The sequence below is a fragment of the Fusobacterium varium genome (assembly GCA_021531615.1).
Lineage (GTDB): Bacteria > Fusobacteriota > Fusobacteriia > Fusobacteriales > Fusobacteriaceae > Fusobacterium_A > Fusobacterium_A varium_C.
Window position 1 is genome coordinate 38,624 of the sequence record JADYUE010000006.1, and the last position, 14,006, is coordinate 52,629.

Here is a 14,006-nt window from a genome sequence, read left to right on the forward strand (position 1 = left end):
AAAAAAATGGAACATAAAATTTCAACAGAGATCTTTCAAAAAGCTGAAAAATATATACCTGGTGGAGTTAATAGCCCTGTAAGAGCATTTAAATCTGTAAATAGAAAAGCACCTATTTTTGCTTGTAAAGGAAAAGGAGCTAGAATTTGGGATGAAGATGGAAATGAGTATATAGACTATATCTGCTCTTGGGGTCCTCTAATTTTAGGACACAATCCTGAAAATGTAATAAAAGGAGTAAGAGAAGCTATTGAGATGGGAAGTTCTTTTGGACTACCTACTAAAATGGAAGTTGAACTTGCTAAACTTATTACAAAATGTTGCCCTTCAATTGAGAAAGTAAGACTTACTACTTCAGGAACTGAGGCTACAATGTCTGCTGTTAGACTTGCTAGAGCTTATACAGGAAGAAATAAAATATTAAAATTTGAAGGTTGTTATCATGGACACTCTGATTCTCTTCTTGTAAAATCTGGATCTGGATTACTTACAGATGGTTACCAAGATAGTAATGGAATTACAGAGGGAGTTTTAAAAGATACAATGACAGTTCCTTTTGGAGATTTAGAAGCTGTTAAAAAAGTTCTAGAAACTAAAGAGATAGCTTGTTTAATTATGGAACCTGTACCTGCTAACATGGGTATGATATCTCCAGATGTAGAGTTTTTAAAAGCTATGAGAGAGAGTTGTTCTTCAACAGGAACTATTCTTATTTTTGACGAAGTAATCTCTGGATTTAGACTTGCTTTAGGAGGAGCTCAAGAATACTTTGGAATTACTCCTGATATGACAACTTTAGGAAAAATTATAGGTGGAGGATATCCTGTTGGAGCTTTTGGTGGAAAAGTTGAAATAATGGATCTAGTTGCTCCTGTTGGAAGAGTTTACCATGCTGGAACTCTTTCTGGAAACCCTGTATCTGTAAGAGCTGGTTATGAAACTGTAAGTTACCTATACAACAACAGAGAAACTCTATATAAAGAGCTTTCTGAAAAAACTCAATACTTAGTATCAAATATTAGAGAACTAGCTAAAAAACATGGTGTTCCTGTATGTGTAAACTCTATAGGTTCTCTATTTACAATATTCTTTACTGATAGACCTGAAGTAAATAATCTTGAAGATGCTCTTTCTTCAAATACTGAAAACTTTGCTATCTACTTTAATACTATGCTAGAAAATGGAATTGTTTGCCCACCTTCTCAATTTGAAGCTCATTTTGTATCAATGGCTCATACAAAAGAGGATATGGACAAAACTCTTGAAATTATAGAGAAAGCATTTATTGCTATTGGAGAAAAAAACAGTGGAAAATAAAAACTTTTTCCCTCTCTTTGTTGATCTAAATAGAAAGAAAGTTTTAGTTATAGGTGCTGGAAAAATTGCTTATAGAAAGGTTACAACTCTTCTTGAGCAAGGAGCAGATATTGAAGTAGTTACTCTTGAGATAGCAGAAGAGAAATTTAACCTACTAAAAAATATCAAATTAAATTTTCACCCCTTTGAAGAGAGTATGCTCAATAATAAATTTCTTGTTGTTGCTGCAACAGATAATAGTGAATTTAATAAAAAAATTGTCAATCTATGTGAGGAAAGGGGAATTTTAGTCAATAATATTACCTCTAAAATCCATATGAATTGTAGATTTGCCAGTGTATTAGAAATTGAAGATTACACTATTGGAATCTCTGCTAAAGGAGAACCTAAAAAATCTAAAGCTTTAAAAGAAAAACTTCAAAGTTTATTAGCCAATCAATAGGAGGAGATTAATGAAAAGAATTATTCATACTGAAAAAGCACCTGCTGCTTTAGGACCTTATTCACAAGGAATTGAGGTAAATGGAATACTTTATGTTTCTGGACAAATTCCCTTTGTTCCTGAGACAATGGAGCTTATTTCTGAAGATGTACAAGATCAAACTAAACAATCTTTAGAAAATGTAAAAGCTATCCTTTCAGCTGCTGGATATAGTTTAAATAATGTTGTTAAAGCTACTGTTTTTATTAAAAATATGGAAGATTTTGCTCTTATAAATGAGATCTACAATGAGTATCTAGGAGATGCTAAGCCTGCTAGAGCTTGTGTAGAGGTTGCAAGACTACCTAAAGATGTTAAAGTTGAAATTGAAGTTGTAGCTGTAAAATAGTAGATATAAAATACCCCTAAAATTTTAAATATAAGATTTTAGGGGTATTTTTTCATTCAGCTAATTAAATTTGTATCTGCTCAGCTGATCAAATTCTATAAAAAATTAGCTAGCTTATAGCAGTCACTAAAGCTCCTCTATTTTTGGAACTCAACTTCGTCTCAAACACGTTGCATTTTCTTAACTTCATTTCGCTGAGGGATTCTAAAAAATTAATGTAGCACAGGACTTCGCCTGTGTCTCAAAAGTAATAGTCGTCTACACTCCTTTACTTTTGGAAATTACGGCTTTAGTTGATATTGGGATAAAATTTTGATTTTTATATATTTTATATTCAATAGGTGAGTAGTTACTTAAATTTTATATAAGGTTAACTAGTCTAAAGTTCAGTTTTCAAAACTTATATTTATCTAGCTAAGCTAGGTTTTCTAATATATCGTTAGTTTTATAGCAAAGTACCTTTGCTTCTAGCGATTACTATTCAATTTAAGTTATCACTATTTCTTTTTTAACATCAATTTGACTCCATGTCAGTGAATAAAGAATCCCTATTGCTCATTCCGTTGAAAATGCAAAACTCGACTTCGTCTCAAACACGTTGCATTTTCTTAACTGCATTTCACTGAGGGCTTCTAATATTCACTTCCAAATTACGTCAACTTGATGTTAGAGATAATATATTTTTACTTTAACTATTAGAATGATAAATATTTATTTCTTATTATAAGCAGAATAGATATTCATTATTTGCATCTCTACTCCAATAGGTAGAGCATCTTCATCTATATCGAAAAGTCCATTGTGAGCTGGACTATCTATTCCTTTACTTTGATTTTTAACTCCTAAAGTAAAGAAAGCTCCTGGAGTATTTTCTATAAAATAGGCAAAATCTTCTACTCCCATATTAGCAACTTTTTTCTCATATATCTTATCTTCTCCTAAAAGTTTAGTTGCGTTTTCCTTAATTATATCTACCTCTTTATCATGGTTTATCAAGGCAGTGTATCCCTCTTCTCTTATAAACTCTCCACTTCCACCAAATCCTTTTGGAATATTAGTGACTATCTCCTCTATTCTTTTCAATGCCATGGCTCTAACTTCTGGATTTAAAGTTCTTAAAGTTCCTACTAATTGCACTTTATCAGCTATAATATTCCCTTGAGTTCCCCCATTTATTGTTCCAATAGTTACAACTGCACTATCTCTAGCATCACAATTTCTACTTACTATTGATTGAAGAGCTATCATCACATGAGAGGCTACAAGAATAGCATCTACACCATCACTAGGGTAAGCTCCATGACAAGACTTCCCATAGATATTTATTTTTAAAGTATCTGAAGAAGCATTCATAGCTCCATATTTTATACCTATCTCTCCAGTAGGAAGATATTCATCTACATGTAAACCAAAAACACAGTCTACATTTTCTAAAGCTCCCTCTTTTATCATAGGTTTTGCTCCCCCAACTGTCTCTTCAGCTGGTTGAAAGAAAAATCTTAAATTACATGGGGGAACAATTTTATTTTTAGCAAAATATTTTGCTACTCCCAAAGCTATTGTTGTATGTGCATCATGTCCACAAGCATGACAAACTCCTTGATTTTTCGATGAATAATCACAAGTTTTTTTATCTTCTATTGGAAGTGCATCAATATCAGCTCTAAGAGCTATTGTATAATCTTTATTCTCTCCCTCTATCTCTGCAATTACTCCAGTTTTAAAAACCTCTTTTTTATATGTTATTCCCATCTCATCTAAATATTCACATATTTTATTCATTGTTCTAAACTCTTGTTGCCCCAATTCAGGGTGAGAGTGAAAATCTCTTCTTACATCAATAAGCCATTGTTTTTCATCCTCAACAAGTTTTTTTATATTAGTAATATCCATATTTTTCTCCTACAATTTAATTAAATTTTATTTTACTACTCTTTCAACAATTGTTATTCTCTTTTCTAAAGTATTTAATCTTGCCTTTGCTCCTAAAGGTAAAGTAAGCATAGGTTCACTATGTCCAGACTCAAAATTATATACTACTGGTTTATTTATTCCTGAAAGATAATCTTTAAAAACATCCAATAGAGACATATCTTCTTCAGATGCTGGCGGACAGTTTCTAAAGTCTCCTAAAATTACCCCACTAACTTTTTCAAAAACTTTAAATTTCTTCAGTTGATTTAACATTCTATCTATCTTATATGTTGGCTCTCCAATCTCTTCTAAAAATAGTATTTTCTCCTCATAATCTAAATCATACTCTGTTCCCAAAGTAGCTATAAGAGTTGCTAAGTTTCCTCCAACTATCTCTCCAGTAGCTTCTCCTTCACTCAATACTACTAATTCTTTAGAAAAGTTTTTTAATTCATAATTTTCATGTTCAACCATTAAAACATCTACAAAATTTTCATATGTATCTAAATTATATTCACCAGAAAAATTGCTTACTGCCATTGGTCCATGAAAAGTTATCAATCCTGTTTTTCTTTGAATTGCCATATGTAGTGTTGTAATATCACTATATCCAATAAAAACTTTAGGGTTATTTTTTATAATTTCAAAATCAACTAACTCTATTAATCTATTACAACCATATCCACCTCTCATACATATGATTGCATCTATTTCTGGATTTGCAAAAAAATCATTAATATCTCTTGCTCTCAATTCATCTGTTCCTGCATAAGAAAACCATTGACTTTTTGTACTCTCACCTAAAACTACTTTAAATCCCATATCTTCTAAATTCTTTTTTGCACTCTCTAAATTTTCTAGTGAAGTACAACTTGCAGGGGCTATCATTCCAATTGTTGCACCTTTTCTCAATCTTTCTCCTATCATAGTAACCTCCTCTATTATTTACAATATTAGAATAAAAGGCTGACAATAGAGTCTTTAATATCTAAGCCAACCTTTTTTATCTTATTTAATCATTCCATTTAAAAGTTTTTCCATCTCTGCTCTTAATTGTTGACGTGTTCCATTCCAATGATTCACAACAAGAGCAAAAGCTATTTTTTTCCCATCTTTATCTAAATATCCAGCATAAGATTGAACTCCACTCATACTTCCACTTTTTATTTTTGCATTTCCTGATAGTGGAGTTTCTACTAAAAATTTAGCTACAGTTCCTTCTTTACCTGCTATTGGTAAAAGATTAGCAAATCCTTTATTTGTTTTATCCATATACATTAAAACTTCTGTTAAAAATTTTGTTGATAATCTATCTGCACAAGAAAGTCCACTTCCATCATACATTACAAGAGAACCTATATTAATTCCTTTATTTTTCCAAAATTCAATGATATCTATATCTTTTAATTTCAATATTTCAAAAATATGTTCTGCATAATGATTGTCACTTCTTGTTAATAAAACTTTTAATATCTCTGATAGTGGTGCTGATTGTGTAACTGCCAAAATTTCTCCATTCTTTAGTTGTTTATTGCTAATTCTTGAAGTAACCACTTTACCTGATACTTTTACTCCATCTTTTATTAAATTTTCCTTGAAGTATTCACCTAAAAACATTCCTGGATCTGGAATATCACTATCTATGATAATACTTTTATTCTTAGGTATAACTCCTCTTAATATTCTAGCATTATCAAATGGAATTCCTCTTACATAGATATCCTTTTTTCCATCTTCTGAAACTTCTACTTTATTATCAAAAGTTATTCCTTTTACATTAGGAACAATTTTTTCAATTGCAACTTTTTTATTATCTGATTTCAGATATATTTTATACAGATTATCAAAAATACTTATTCCATTTGTAATAGGTGCATAATCAGTTCCCATATCTTCCCATAACCATTTTCCTGATATTCCCTCATAGCCAAACAGATCATCTAAAACAACTATATCACCTTTTACCTCTTTTATTCCAGCTTTTTTTACTGCTAAAATCCACTCTTTTAAAAATTCATCCTGCTTTTTAGCTATGCCATTAGAACCTAAAGTTGGATCTCCACCACCTTGAATAAAAAGATCTCCATTTAATACTCCTTTATCTGATATTTTACCTTGATAAAGTAGTTTTGTTTCTAATTTAAAATCCTCTCCTAAAACTTCATAAGCTGTTGCTGAAGTTACTATTTTCATTACAGAGGCTGGAATCAAAGGAACTTTACCTTTATAGTTAGCTATACTTTCTCTACTTTTTAAATCAATAGCATAAAAACTAAAATTTCCATACTCTAATATATCTGCTTGAACAAACTCTTTTACAGCTTTTGGTTGCTTATCTTCCTTAGAAATTGTTGGCACTGTTGAAATATTACTACATCCATTTAAAATAAATGCTGCTGTTATAGTTGATATAAGAACTTTTTTTATCATTTCTCCCTCTCTTGATTAATATTATTTTATAGTTATACACAGATATTCTATCATATTAACAGCTTTTTTCCATTTACCAAATTATCTACAATCTTGTTCATACTCTTTAATAATTTATCTAATTTCTCAAGAAGTCTTTATATTTTTTCATTCATATTTTATGAAATCTTTAAAAATAAAAAACTACACCATCCATCTAATATTATAAGATTTTAGGTGTAGTTTAATTGTTTATTTTAATTTTTCTTGAACTTTTTTACTAGGGATAAATTTAACTGTTTTCTTTGGATAGATCTCCATTCTCTCTCTTGTTGCTGGGTTACTTATAACTCTAGGTTTTCTTTCTAAAACTGAAAAACTTCCAACATTAAGAAATTTTACTGTTTCTCCTTTTTCTAATAATTCAGTTACAGTTTCTAAGAAAACTTCAACATCTTTGCTTGCTTCTTGTTTGTACATTTTTTTCTCTGATAATTTAGAATATAAATTTATAAAACTTTTTTTATCCATTATTCATCTACCTCTACTTCGTTAGCTACAACTTCATGATTAATAATTGCCAAAAGCTCTTTACCTGCTTTAAATTTTAATTTTGTTCCTGCTGGGATCTTAGTAAGTTTTTTTGTTCTTAATTCAACAATATCTCTTTCTCTAACTTCTTTTATAGCAAAGCTTCCCCAACCTTTAATTTTAACTTTTTGATCTTCCTCTAAGGCAGCAAACATTGTTTCCCAGAATAGATCTATTTTTTCTTTAGCTTCTTTAGTTGAGTTTAGCCCTCTCTTTTCCATATAATATTTCAAAAATTCTTTTTCTCCCATTTTAATCTCCCTTATTTAAAATTTGTTATTTCCCTTTGTTTATTATTTCTTAAAATTATGTTTTTTTTCTTTTTTATCATTTTATTTGATAGTTTATTTTAACTTTTTAAACCTGTTCTGTCAATAAAAAATATCTTTTATTTCCATTTCTAAACGAATATTATTTTTTATTTTACATTTATAGAGTATCTAATTTATAAAGAATCTAGATATTCTTTTAATGTGTCAATATTATCTTCTATCTCATCTTTTAAAAGCTCTGCAAATTTCTCTCCATGAGGTGTAGTTTCTACCTCTCTATTGCTGATTAACTCAATTTTTAGCTCTTCACTTTGGTTATTTAAAGGGAAAATATATATTTTTTCATCTTTCGGTACTTTTTTATTATATTCTAAAACCTTATTTAATATCATTGTTGGACATGCTACTGCTGCCAAATTTGCTGAACATAGAGCAATTTGTGTATCATAATCTCCTGTATAATATAGATTATTTAATTCTATTCCACTTTTTTCTGTATAATAGTTTACAAGTTCATTTAGAGTACTCCCCTCAAAATTTCCTACAAAAGGAATATCTTTCAGCTGTGAAAAATTCAATCCTTTTCTCATATTTCTTATAGTTTCTTCATCTAATGAAAAATATTTTTCTACCATTTTTGCTGAAAGTAAAATATGTAGTTTATCATTTCCCAATGCTACTGTTCTAAACTGAGGATTTGTATGGGTATTAACTCCTACAAACATATCAATTCCACCTTTTAATAGCATCTGCTCTAATTCTCTTGTTTCATGTCTAACAAAAGATATTATAACATTTGGATATAGTTTATGATAAATTGGAAGCAACTTTGGTAAAAGTATATTTATTCTTGTAGCATTTATCCCTATCACAAGCTTTTCTATCCTATTTTCCTTTATATTTTCAAGTTGCATCTTTAACTTTTCCTCTAAATTTTCCATCTCTTTAACAACCTTTAGCATAACCTTTCCTTCTTGTGTTAAAGACAATCGAGGTCTTCTTTTAAAGAGAACAACACCATATTCATCTTCTAGCCGCTTTATATGATCACTTACACACTGTTGAGTAACGAAAGAACGAGCTGCTGCTTTACTTATACTCATCTCTTCTGCTACAACCAAAAACATTTTTAAACTAGGTGTCATCCATATACCCCCTATATTAGACTTTCTATTATAATATATCATAAAGATCTTTCTTATACAAGTTTATACTTGTAATGACATATATAAAAAACTGTTTTACTTTTTTACAATATTCTAATATAATACATTTATACAGAAGAAAGAGAAAAAATAAAAACATAATCCTCTACTTAAAAAACTTTTTTCAGTACATATTTTATTTATATGTTTCACTTTGAAATAATCTTGGAGGAGTATTATGAGTAACAAAACTGTAGAAAAAAGTAATCTTGATATAATTGAAAATATCACTAAAAAAGTAATGAAAGATAACATCAACTTCAAAGTTGATAAAAACTTAGAAAATAATGATTTAACTAATTTAGATATAATTGAAAAGTTTTGTGATAATGACAAATTATCAAAATAATTAATTAGCCTCAAAAACGTTTTAATTTCATATAATGAGAAAGCCTGTGTCCCTAAACACAGGTTTTTTCTTTATTTCTTGACAAGTTCTGCTTAAATATTTTATAATATTTTTAGATCTCTTTGCACTGCACAATATTCTTAAATTAAGAATAAATATCTACAGTACAATCTGACAGGAGATAGATTTAAAAATCTATTCCGGGCTGTATACAGCAGCAGATGAATTTTGAATTTCAACATCTGTGGGACAGAAAAAGTTCCATAGATGTTTTTTTTATAAAATCTTAGAGGAGGAAAAAATGAAAAATTCTTCAAATGAACAAATTGCTATGAGAGTTTCTGCTGTCTCTATTTTATGGAATGTTATTCTTTCATTCTTTAAACTTTTTGCTGGTATCTTTGCTCATTCTGGAGCTATGATATCAGATGCTATTCATTCAGCTTCTGATGTTTTAAGTACCTTTATTGTTATTATAGGTGTAAAAATAGCTAATAGAGAGTCTGATGATTCACACCCCTATGGGCATGAAAGAATGGAGTGTGTAGCTGCTATTATACTTGCTGTTATACTATTCATTACAGGGCTTGGTATAGGTTATAAAGGAATTCTTATCATTATGGGAGGAGATTATAGCCATCTTACTGTACCTGGGCTTCTTGCCCTAATTGCAGCTGTTATATCTATTCTTATTAAAGAGGGAATGTTTTGGTATACAAGAGCTGCTGCAAAAAAAATTGATTCTGGAGCTTTAATGGCTGATGCTTGGCACCATCGTTCAGATGCTCTATCATCTGTGGGAAGTTTTGCTGGTATTCTTGGAGCTAGAATGGGATATCCTATACTTGATCCTATTGCCAGTGTTATTATTTGTGGGTTTATCTTAAAAGCAGCCTTTGAAATTTTTATGGATTCTATTAATAAAATGACTGATGCTGCTTGTGATGAAGAGGTTATAAAGGAGATTAAAAATATAATTTTAAACCAAAAAGGAGTTATAAAAATCGATCAACTAAAAACAAGACTTTTTGGAGATAAAATATATGTAGATGTTGAGATTCAAGTAAATGGAGATATCTCTTTAAGAGAGGCTCATGATATTGCTCACAATGTTCACGACTCTATTGAAAAACATTTCCCTAAAGTTAAACATTGCATGGTTCATGTAAATCCTGAAGAAGATTAAGATAGCTTAAAACTCTATTTCATTACGTTTAAGGTAATATTGAAGTAAAAAAATTTAAAATAATAGGAGGATTTATCATGAGTATATTCGCATTAAAAGTTTCTGAAGATATGAGAGATGTTATTTTTAAATCATTAAAAGAAGAAGGAATAGCACGTTTTACTTGGTCTTACATAGAAGATGGTAATCTTTTATCTATCAAGAAACAAATAAACAATGAAGGATGGAATAGTTTAAATGATGACCAAAAAGAATGTTGGAAAGCTAATTTTATGCTAGATATAAATCCTGATGATTATATTGTTTATATCAATGTTCCTAATTATGGAAAATGTACTATTGCCAAAGTTACTGAAAAATATTTTTGGGGTTGGAATAGATATAAAATGGATGGAAGTCACTGCTTATATATAGATAAAGATTCTATACAAACTTTTAATAGAAATGATGAAGGAATTTCTTCTAATTTATCAAGAAGGTTTAAATTACAAGGAAAATACTGGAAAATTTATTTAGAAAACGAATTTTTTAAATTACTAGATGATCTCAAAAATGGAAATTTAAGTGGAAAAAATGCTACTGTCGAAAGTAGACTAACTACTTGTATCAATTCAAATGTAAAACCATATTTAAGTAAAATTTGTGAAGAATTACAAAAAGCACATAATGGAAAACATTTAGAAGGGTTAATTGCAAATATTTTAAAAACTATTCCCAATATAAAAAATGTTCAAATAAAATCTGGAGTATCTGATAAAGGTGGGGATATTATATTTGAGTATAGAAATGAATTAGGTGATCTTTTATCTTTTGAAAGAAATGAGAAAGTTGCTATTCAAGTTAAATCATATGTAGAAACTATTGATAGTACTCAAGCAATTAAAGATTTAGAAAATATTTTTAATTATGATCCTAGCATTACTACTGGTGTTATTATGACTACTGCAACACAAGTAAGTGATAATTTTTATAATGAATTAGATAATCTTAAAGAAAAATTTCAAAAAAATATTTCTATTATTTATGGTAGTGATTTTGCTAATTGGATTTTAAAATATGGATATAATAAATTTAATTAGTTAAAAAATGGGAAACTCAATTAACGAGTTTCCCATAAGCTTTTTTTGGCATTTTCAGACAATTTAAATCTTACATCTTTTCTTGGATATATTATTTTTGGCTCTTTAGTAACTGGATCAGCTATTCTTCTAGGTTTTTTATCTAGAATTTCAAAAGTTCCTCTATTCATAAATTTTACCTTATTATCTTTAATTACAGCCTCTGATATTGTCTCTAAAAAACACTCAATCTCTTTTATAGCCTCATTTACTGATATCTTTTCATCAAAGTTTTTTTGATATAATTTTCCAAATCCTCTTTTATTCATCTATATCCCTCTTTCCATTTATTTCATCTCTAAATTTTAACCCTGTTTTAAATTTTAATTTTTTCTTAGGTTCAGTATAAGAAAGCCCACCTTTTGGAGATACTACCTTTCTAGCAGCTACATCTTTTACTTCAAAAACTCCCCAATCTTTAAACTTTAACTCTCCTTCTAACTCTAAAGCCTCAAAAAAAGTGTCCCAAAAAATATCCATTCTTTTTTTAGCATCATTTAAATTTTTTAGTCCTCTCTTCTCTTTATAGAGTTTTAAAAATTCTATCTCTTTCATATTAGTCACCTCTCTAATTTCTTAAATACATTGTTCTAAAAGAATTTTCATTTTCTTTTTTTATTTTTAAAATTTTTTTATTTTTGCTTTTTTTTGTTCTTTACTTTATAATATAATACAGAGAAATTCAATATTTTTTTATCCAAGGAGGAGTTTTTTGTGTCTTTTAACTTGTTAATTATTTTACTTATATTTACTTTATTTTTAAGTTTAGCTTTTTATTTTATCCTTACTAAAGCTACAATAAAACTTTATATAAAAGATAGATCTCTAATAATAGCCCCTGATTCTTTAATTCACTGGTTTGACAAAAATCCTCTTAGAAATATAAAAATATTTTATCTTATACTTGATATTATCTGTACTGCTTTAACTTTATTTTTAATATTTACACTTTATTTTGAATAGAATGGAGGAAGAGATGGATATTTCTCTATTAGATATAAAAGATCATGTTAAAAAATATGCTGGAGCTATATCTAGCCTTGTAAACGTTGATGTAGGTGTTGTGGATAAAAATATGGTAAGAGTTACTGGAACAGGGTTATACAAGAATATAGAAGGTGTATCAGCCTTAGGAAGTGTGTATAAAAATACTCTTTTAACTGGAAAAACTAATATTATTGAGAATCCTCGTTACCATGCTCTATGTAGTGAGTGTTTAGATAAAAATAGATGTTGTGAAAAGCTTGAAATTGCAACTCCTATATATTGTAATGAAGAGATTGTTGGAGTTATTGGACTTGTTTGCTTTAACGATGAGCAAAAAGAAAAGATTCTCAAGGATATTGATGCTTACCTGAATTTAACAAAACAGATTGCCGAATTTATTGGAATTAAATTTTATGAATATCAAGAAAATCTAATGCAAAAAGATAGAGAGCTAACTTTAAATACTATTATTGATAATATGAGTAAAGGGGTAATAATCAGTGATTGTCACAATAAAATTACAAGGATAAATAGTATAGCATCTAGAAAGTTAAAGATAAATTCAAATATCCTAGGAGAGTCTATGGAGCTTATTAGCCAAAATGATTCTCTGATGAACGAGGAGATTTTCACTCTTAAAATTAATAACAATGAATATAATGTTGCTGGAAAAATCATCCCTCTAAAATCTTTTAACAAGGTAAAAAGCAATGCTTTTATCTTTGAAGATGTAAAAAAAATAAGTAAAAATATAGTAGAATTTACTGGAAATAACAACATTATCACCCTTGATAGTATAATAGGATGTTCCAATGCTACTAAAACTTTAAAAGAGGATATTAAAAAGATTGCTACTACCAATTCAACTGTATTGATTACTGGAGAGAGTGGAACTGGAAAAGAGTTAGTTGCCCGTTCTCTTCACTCTCAAGGGGATAGAAGAGATAAACCTTTTGTAGTTATCAACTGTTCAGCTATTCCTGATACCCTATTAGAGAGTGAACTTTTTGGATATGTAAAGGGAGCTTTCACTGGAGCTAATCAAAATGGACGTATAGGAAAGTTTGAACTTGCTAATAGTGGGGTTATCTTCCTTGATGAGATAGGAGATATGCCTCTATACCTACAAGCAAAAATTTTAAGAGTTATACAGGAGAAAAAAATAGAGAGGATTGGATCTAATAAAAGTATAGATTTAGATATTAAAATAATTGCTGCAACTAATGTTGATCTGGAGAAAAAAATAACAGAGCAGAAATTTAGAAGAGACTTATATTATAGATTAAATGTAATCCCTATAAAACTTTTACCATTGAGAGAGAGAAAAGAGGATATTATCCCAATTGTTAATAATTTGATGAAGAAATATAATGTTCTTTCAGCTAAATATGTCCACTCTTTTGATGAGAATGTAAAAACTGCTCTACTAAATTATGATTGGCCTGGAAATGTAAGAGAGCTTGAAAATGTTATTGAACTTATGATTAATATGTGTGAAAACAACGATGTTTTAACTGCTGATCTTCTACCTGATAATATTTTAAATCAAGTTCCTAGTTCTAAATCTTACTTTAAAAATTTAGATTTAAAGATTGATAATACTGAACTTGAAGATTTTGAAAAGATTGAAAAAGAGTATATTGAAAAAGCTCTTATTAAATATGGAGAAGATACTGAAGGGAAGAAGTTAATAGCTAAAAAAATGAATATAGGGCTTACAACTCTATATAGAAAGATGAAGAGATTTAATATTAAGACTTATTCTGGCGAAACTTATCTTTAAAATAAAATGTACCTAATATCTTAGAAAATAACCAAGATTTTAGGT

At 28.9% G+C, this 14,006-nt stretch carries 16 protein-coding genes; 8 read left to right on the plus strand and 8 right to left on the minus strand.

Features of this window, described 5'->3' with window-relative positions:
* Nucleotides 1-6 precede the first annotated feature (6 nt).
* The 3 genes from hemL to I6E31_04045 are packed head-to-tail and all read left to right on the plus strand — an operon-like array spanning nucleotide 7 to nucleotide 2,147.
* Complete coding sequence (hemL, locus tag I6E31_04035) at nucleotides 7-1,317, plus strand: glutamate-1-semialdehyde 2,1-aminomutase (GenBank protein ID MCF2639137.1); 1,311 nt, start codon at nucleotides 7-9, stop codon at nucleotides 1,315-1,317.
* Nucleotides 1,307-1,759 carry a bifunctional precorrin-2 dehydrogenase/sirohydrochlorin ferrochelatase gene (locus I6E31_04040; GenBank protein ID MCF2639138.1) on the plus strand — a complete coding sequence of 151 codons (453 nt, stop codon included), beginning with the start codon at nucleotides 1,307-1,309 and terminating at the stop codon, nucleotides 1,757-1,759. The genes hemL and I6E31_04040 overlap by 11 nt, the downstream gene beginning before the upstream one ends.
* 10 nt (nucleotides 1,760-1,769) lie before the next feature.
* Nucleotides 1,770-2,147 (plus strand): RidA family protein, encoded by a 378-nt coding sequence (locus I6E31_04045; GenBank protein ID MCF2639139.1) that lies wholly within the window; start codon nucleotides 1,770-1,772, stop codon nucleotides 2,145-2,147.
* A 711-nt stretch (nucleotides 2,148-2,858) separates the two neighbouring features.
* Here I6E31_04045 and I6E31_04050 read toward each other — a convergent pair.
* From I6E31_04050 to I6E31_04075, 6 genes are all read right to left on the minus strand, one after another.
* The gene (locus I6E31_04050) at nucleotides 2,859-4,040 is read right to left on the minus strand and encodes an amidohydrolase (protein MCF2639140.1); all 1,182 of its coding nucleotides are present in this window, start codon (nucleotides 4,038-4,040) and stop codon (nucleotides 2,859-2,861) included.
* A 27-nt stretch (nucleotides 4,041-4,067) separates the two neighbouring features.
* Entirely contained in the window at nucleotides 4,068-4,988 is a 921-nt protein-coding gene (locus I6E31_04055) for an LD-carboxypeptidase (GenBank protein ID MCF2639141.1), read from the minus strand.
* Between the two features lie 81 nt (nucleotides 4,989-5,069).
* Nucleotides 5,070-6,491 (minus strand): D-alanyl-D-alanine carboxypeptidase/D-alanyl-D-alanine-endopeptidase, encoded by a 1,422-nt coding sequence (gene dacB / locus I6E31_04060; GenBank protein MCF2639142.1) that lies wholly within the window; start codon nucleotides 6,489-6,491, stop codon nucleotides 5,070-5,072.
* 231 nt (nucleotides 6,492-6,722) lie between these two features.
* A complete protein-coding gene (locus tag I6E31_04065; protein ID MCF2639143.1) occupies nucleotides 6,723-7,001 on the minus strand; it encodes an HU family DNA-binding protein in 279 nt (92 codons plus the stop codon).
* Entirely contained in the window at nucleotides 7,001-7,312 is a 312-nt protein-coding gene (locus I6E31_04070; protein ID MCF2639144.1) for an HU family DNA-binding protein, read from the minus strand. The genes I6E31_04065 and I6E31_04070 overlap by 1 nt, the downstream gene beginning before the upstream one ends.
* A 194-nt stretch (nucleotides 7,313-7,506) precedes the next feature.
* Nucleotides 7,507-8,478 (minus strand): LysR family transcriptional regulator, encoded by a 972-nt coding sequence (locus I6E31_04075; protein MCF2639145.1) that lies wholly within the window; start codon nucleotides 8,476-8,478, stop codon nucleotides 7,507-7,509.
* 238 nt (nucleotides 8,479-8,716) lie between these two features.
* Between I6E31_04075 and I6E31_04080 the strand changes: the two genes are divergently transcribed.
* From I6E31_04080 to I6E31_04090, 3 genes are all read left to right on the plus strand, one after another.
* On the plus strand, nucleotides 8,717-8,887 hold the full coding sequence (locus I6E31_04080) for a hypothetical protein (protein ID MCF2639146.1): 171 nt from the start codon (nucleotides 8,717-8,719) through the stop codon (nucleotides 8,885-8,887).
* Between the two features lie 301 nt (nucleotides 8,888-9,188).
* Entirely contained in the window at nucleotides 9,189-10,073 is an 885-nt protein-coding gene (locus I6E31_04085; protein ID MCF2639147.1) for a cation transporter, read from the plus strand.
* Nucleotides 10,074-10,150: 77 nt separating this feature from the next.
* Entirely contained in the window at nucleotides 10,151-11,152 is a 1,002-nt protein-coding gene (locus I6E31_04090; protein MCF2639148.1) for a restriction endonuclease, read from the plus strand.
* Between the two features lie 20 nt (nucleotides 11,153-11,172).
* Here I6E31_04090 and I6E31_04095 read toward each other — a convergent pair whose 3' ends face one another.
* A complete protein-coding gene (locus I6E31_04095) occupies nucleotides 11,173-11,460 on the minus strand; it encodes an HU family DNA-binding protein (protein ID MCF2639149.1) in 288 nt (95 codons plus the stop codon).
* Complete coding sequence (locus I6E31_04100; protein MCF2639150.1) at nucleotides 11,453-11,746, minus strand: HU family DNA-binding protein; 294 nt, start codon at nucleotides 11,744-11,746, stop codon at nucleotides 11,453-11,455. The genes I6E31_04095 and I6E31_04100 overlap by 8 nt, the downstream gene beginning before the upstream one ends.
* 159 nt (nucleotides 11,747-11,905) lie before the next feature.
* Between I6E31_04100 and I6E31_04105 the strand changes: the two genes are divergently transcribed.
* Together I6E31_04105 and I6E31_04110 are read left to right on the plus strand one after the other, a co-directional pair.
* Nucleotides 11,906-12,154, plus strand: a complete 249-nt coding sequence (locus I6E31_04105; protein MCF2639151.1) for a hypothetical protein — start codon at nucleotides 11,906-11,908, stop codon at nucleotides 12,152-12,154.
* Nucleotides 12,155-12,167: 13 nt separating this feature from the next.
* Nucleotides 12,168-13,961 (plus strand): sigma 54-interacting transcriptional regulator, encoded by a 1,794-nt coding sequence (locus I6E31_04110; GenBank protein ID MCF2639152.1) that lies wholly within the window; start codon nucleotides 12,168-12,170, stop codon nucleotides 13,959-13,961.
* The last annotated feature ends 45 nt before the right edge of the window (nucleotides 13,962-14,006 follow it).

What these genes read in the sequence shown, in the direction of transcription:
- I6E31_04055 (MCF2639141.1), bottom strand. Translation starts at nt 4,988, where the DNA reads ATGATAGGAGAAAGATTGAGAAAAGGTGCAACAATTGGAATGATAGCC.
- dacB (MCF2639142.1), bottom strand. Translation starts at nt 6,491, where the DNA reads ATGATAAAAAAAGTTCTTATATCAACTATAACAGCAGCATTTATTTTA.
- I6E31_04095 (MCF2639149.1), bottom strand. Translation starts at nt 11,460, where the DNA reads ATGAATAAAAGAGGATTTGGAAAATTATATCAAAAAAACTTTGATGAA.
- I6E31_04070 (MCF2639144.1), bottom strand. Translation starts at nt 7,312, where the DNA reads ATGGGAGAAAAAGAATTTTTGAAATATTATATGGAAAAGAGAGGGCTA.
- I6E31_04075 (MCF2639145.1), bottom strand. Translation starts at nt 8,478, where the DNA reads ATGACACCTAGTTTAAAAATGTTTTTGGTTGTAGCAGAAGAGATGAGT.
- I6E31_04065 (MCF2639143.1), bottom strand. Translation starts at nt 7,001, where the DNA reads ATGGATAAAAAAAGTTTTATAAATTTATATTCTAAATTATCAGAGAAA.
- I6E31_04090 (MCF2639148.1), top strand. Translation starts at nt 10,151, where the DNA reads ATGAGTATATTCGCATTAAAAGTTTCTGAAGATATGAGAGATGTTATT.
- I6E31_04080 (MCF2639146.1), top strand. Translation starts at nt 8,717, where the DNA reads ATGAGTAACAAAACTGTAGAAAAAAGTAATCTTGATATAATTGAAAAT.
- I6E31_04110 (MCF2639152.1), top strand. Translation starts at nt 12,168, where the DNA reads ATGGATATTTCTCTATTAGATATAAAAGATCATGTTAAAAAATATGCT.
- hemL (MCF2639137.1), top strand. Translation starts at nt 7, where the DNA reads ATGGAACATAAAATTTCAACAGAGATCTTTCAAAAAGCTGAAAAATAT.
- I6E31_04100 (MCF2639150.1), bottom strand. Translation starts at nt 11,746, where the DNA reads ATGAAAGAGATAGAATTTTTAAAACTCTATAAAGAGAAGAGAGGACTA.
- I6E31_04085 (MCF2639147.1), top strand. Translation starts at nt 9,189, where the DNA reads ATGAAAAATTCTTCAAATGAACAAATTGCTATGAGAGTTTCTGCTGTC.
- I6E31_04045 (MCF2639139.1), top strand. Translation starts at nt 1,770, where the DNA reads ATGAAAAGAATTATTCATACTGAAAAAGCACCTGCTGCTTTAGGACCT.
- I6E31_04050 (MCF2639140.1), bottom strand. Translation starts at nt 4,040, where the DNA reads ATGGATATTACTAATATAAAAAAACTTGTTGAGGATGAAAAACAATGG.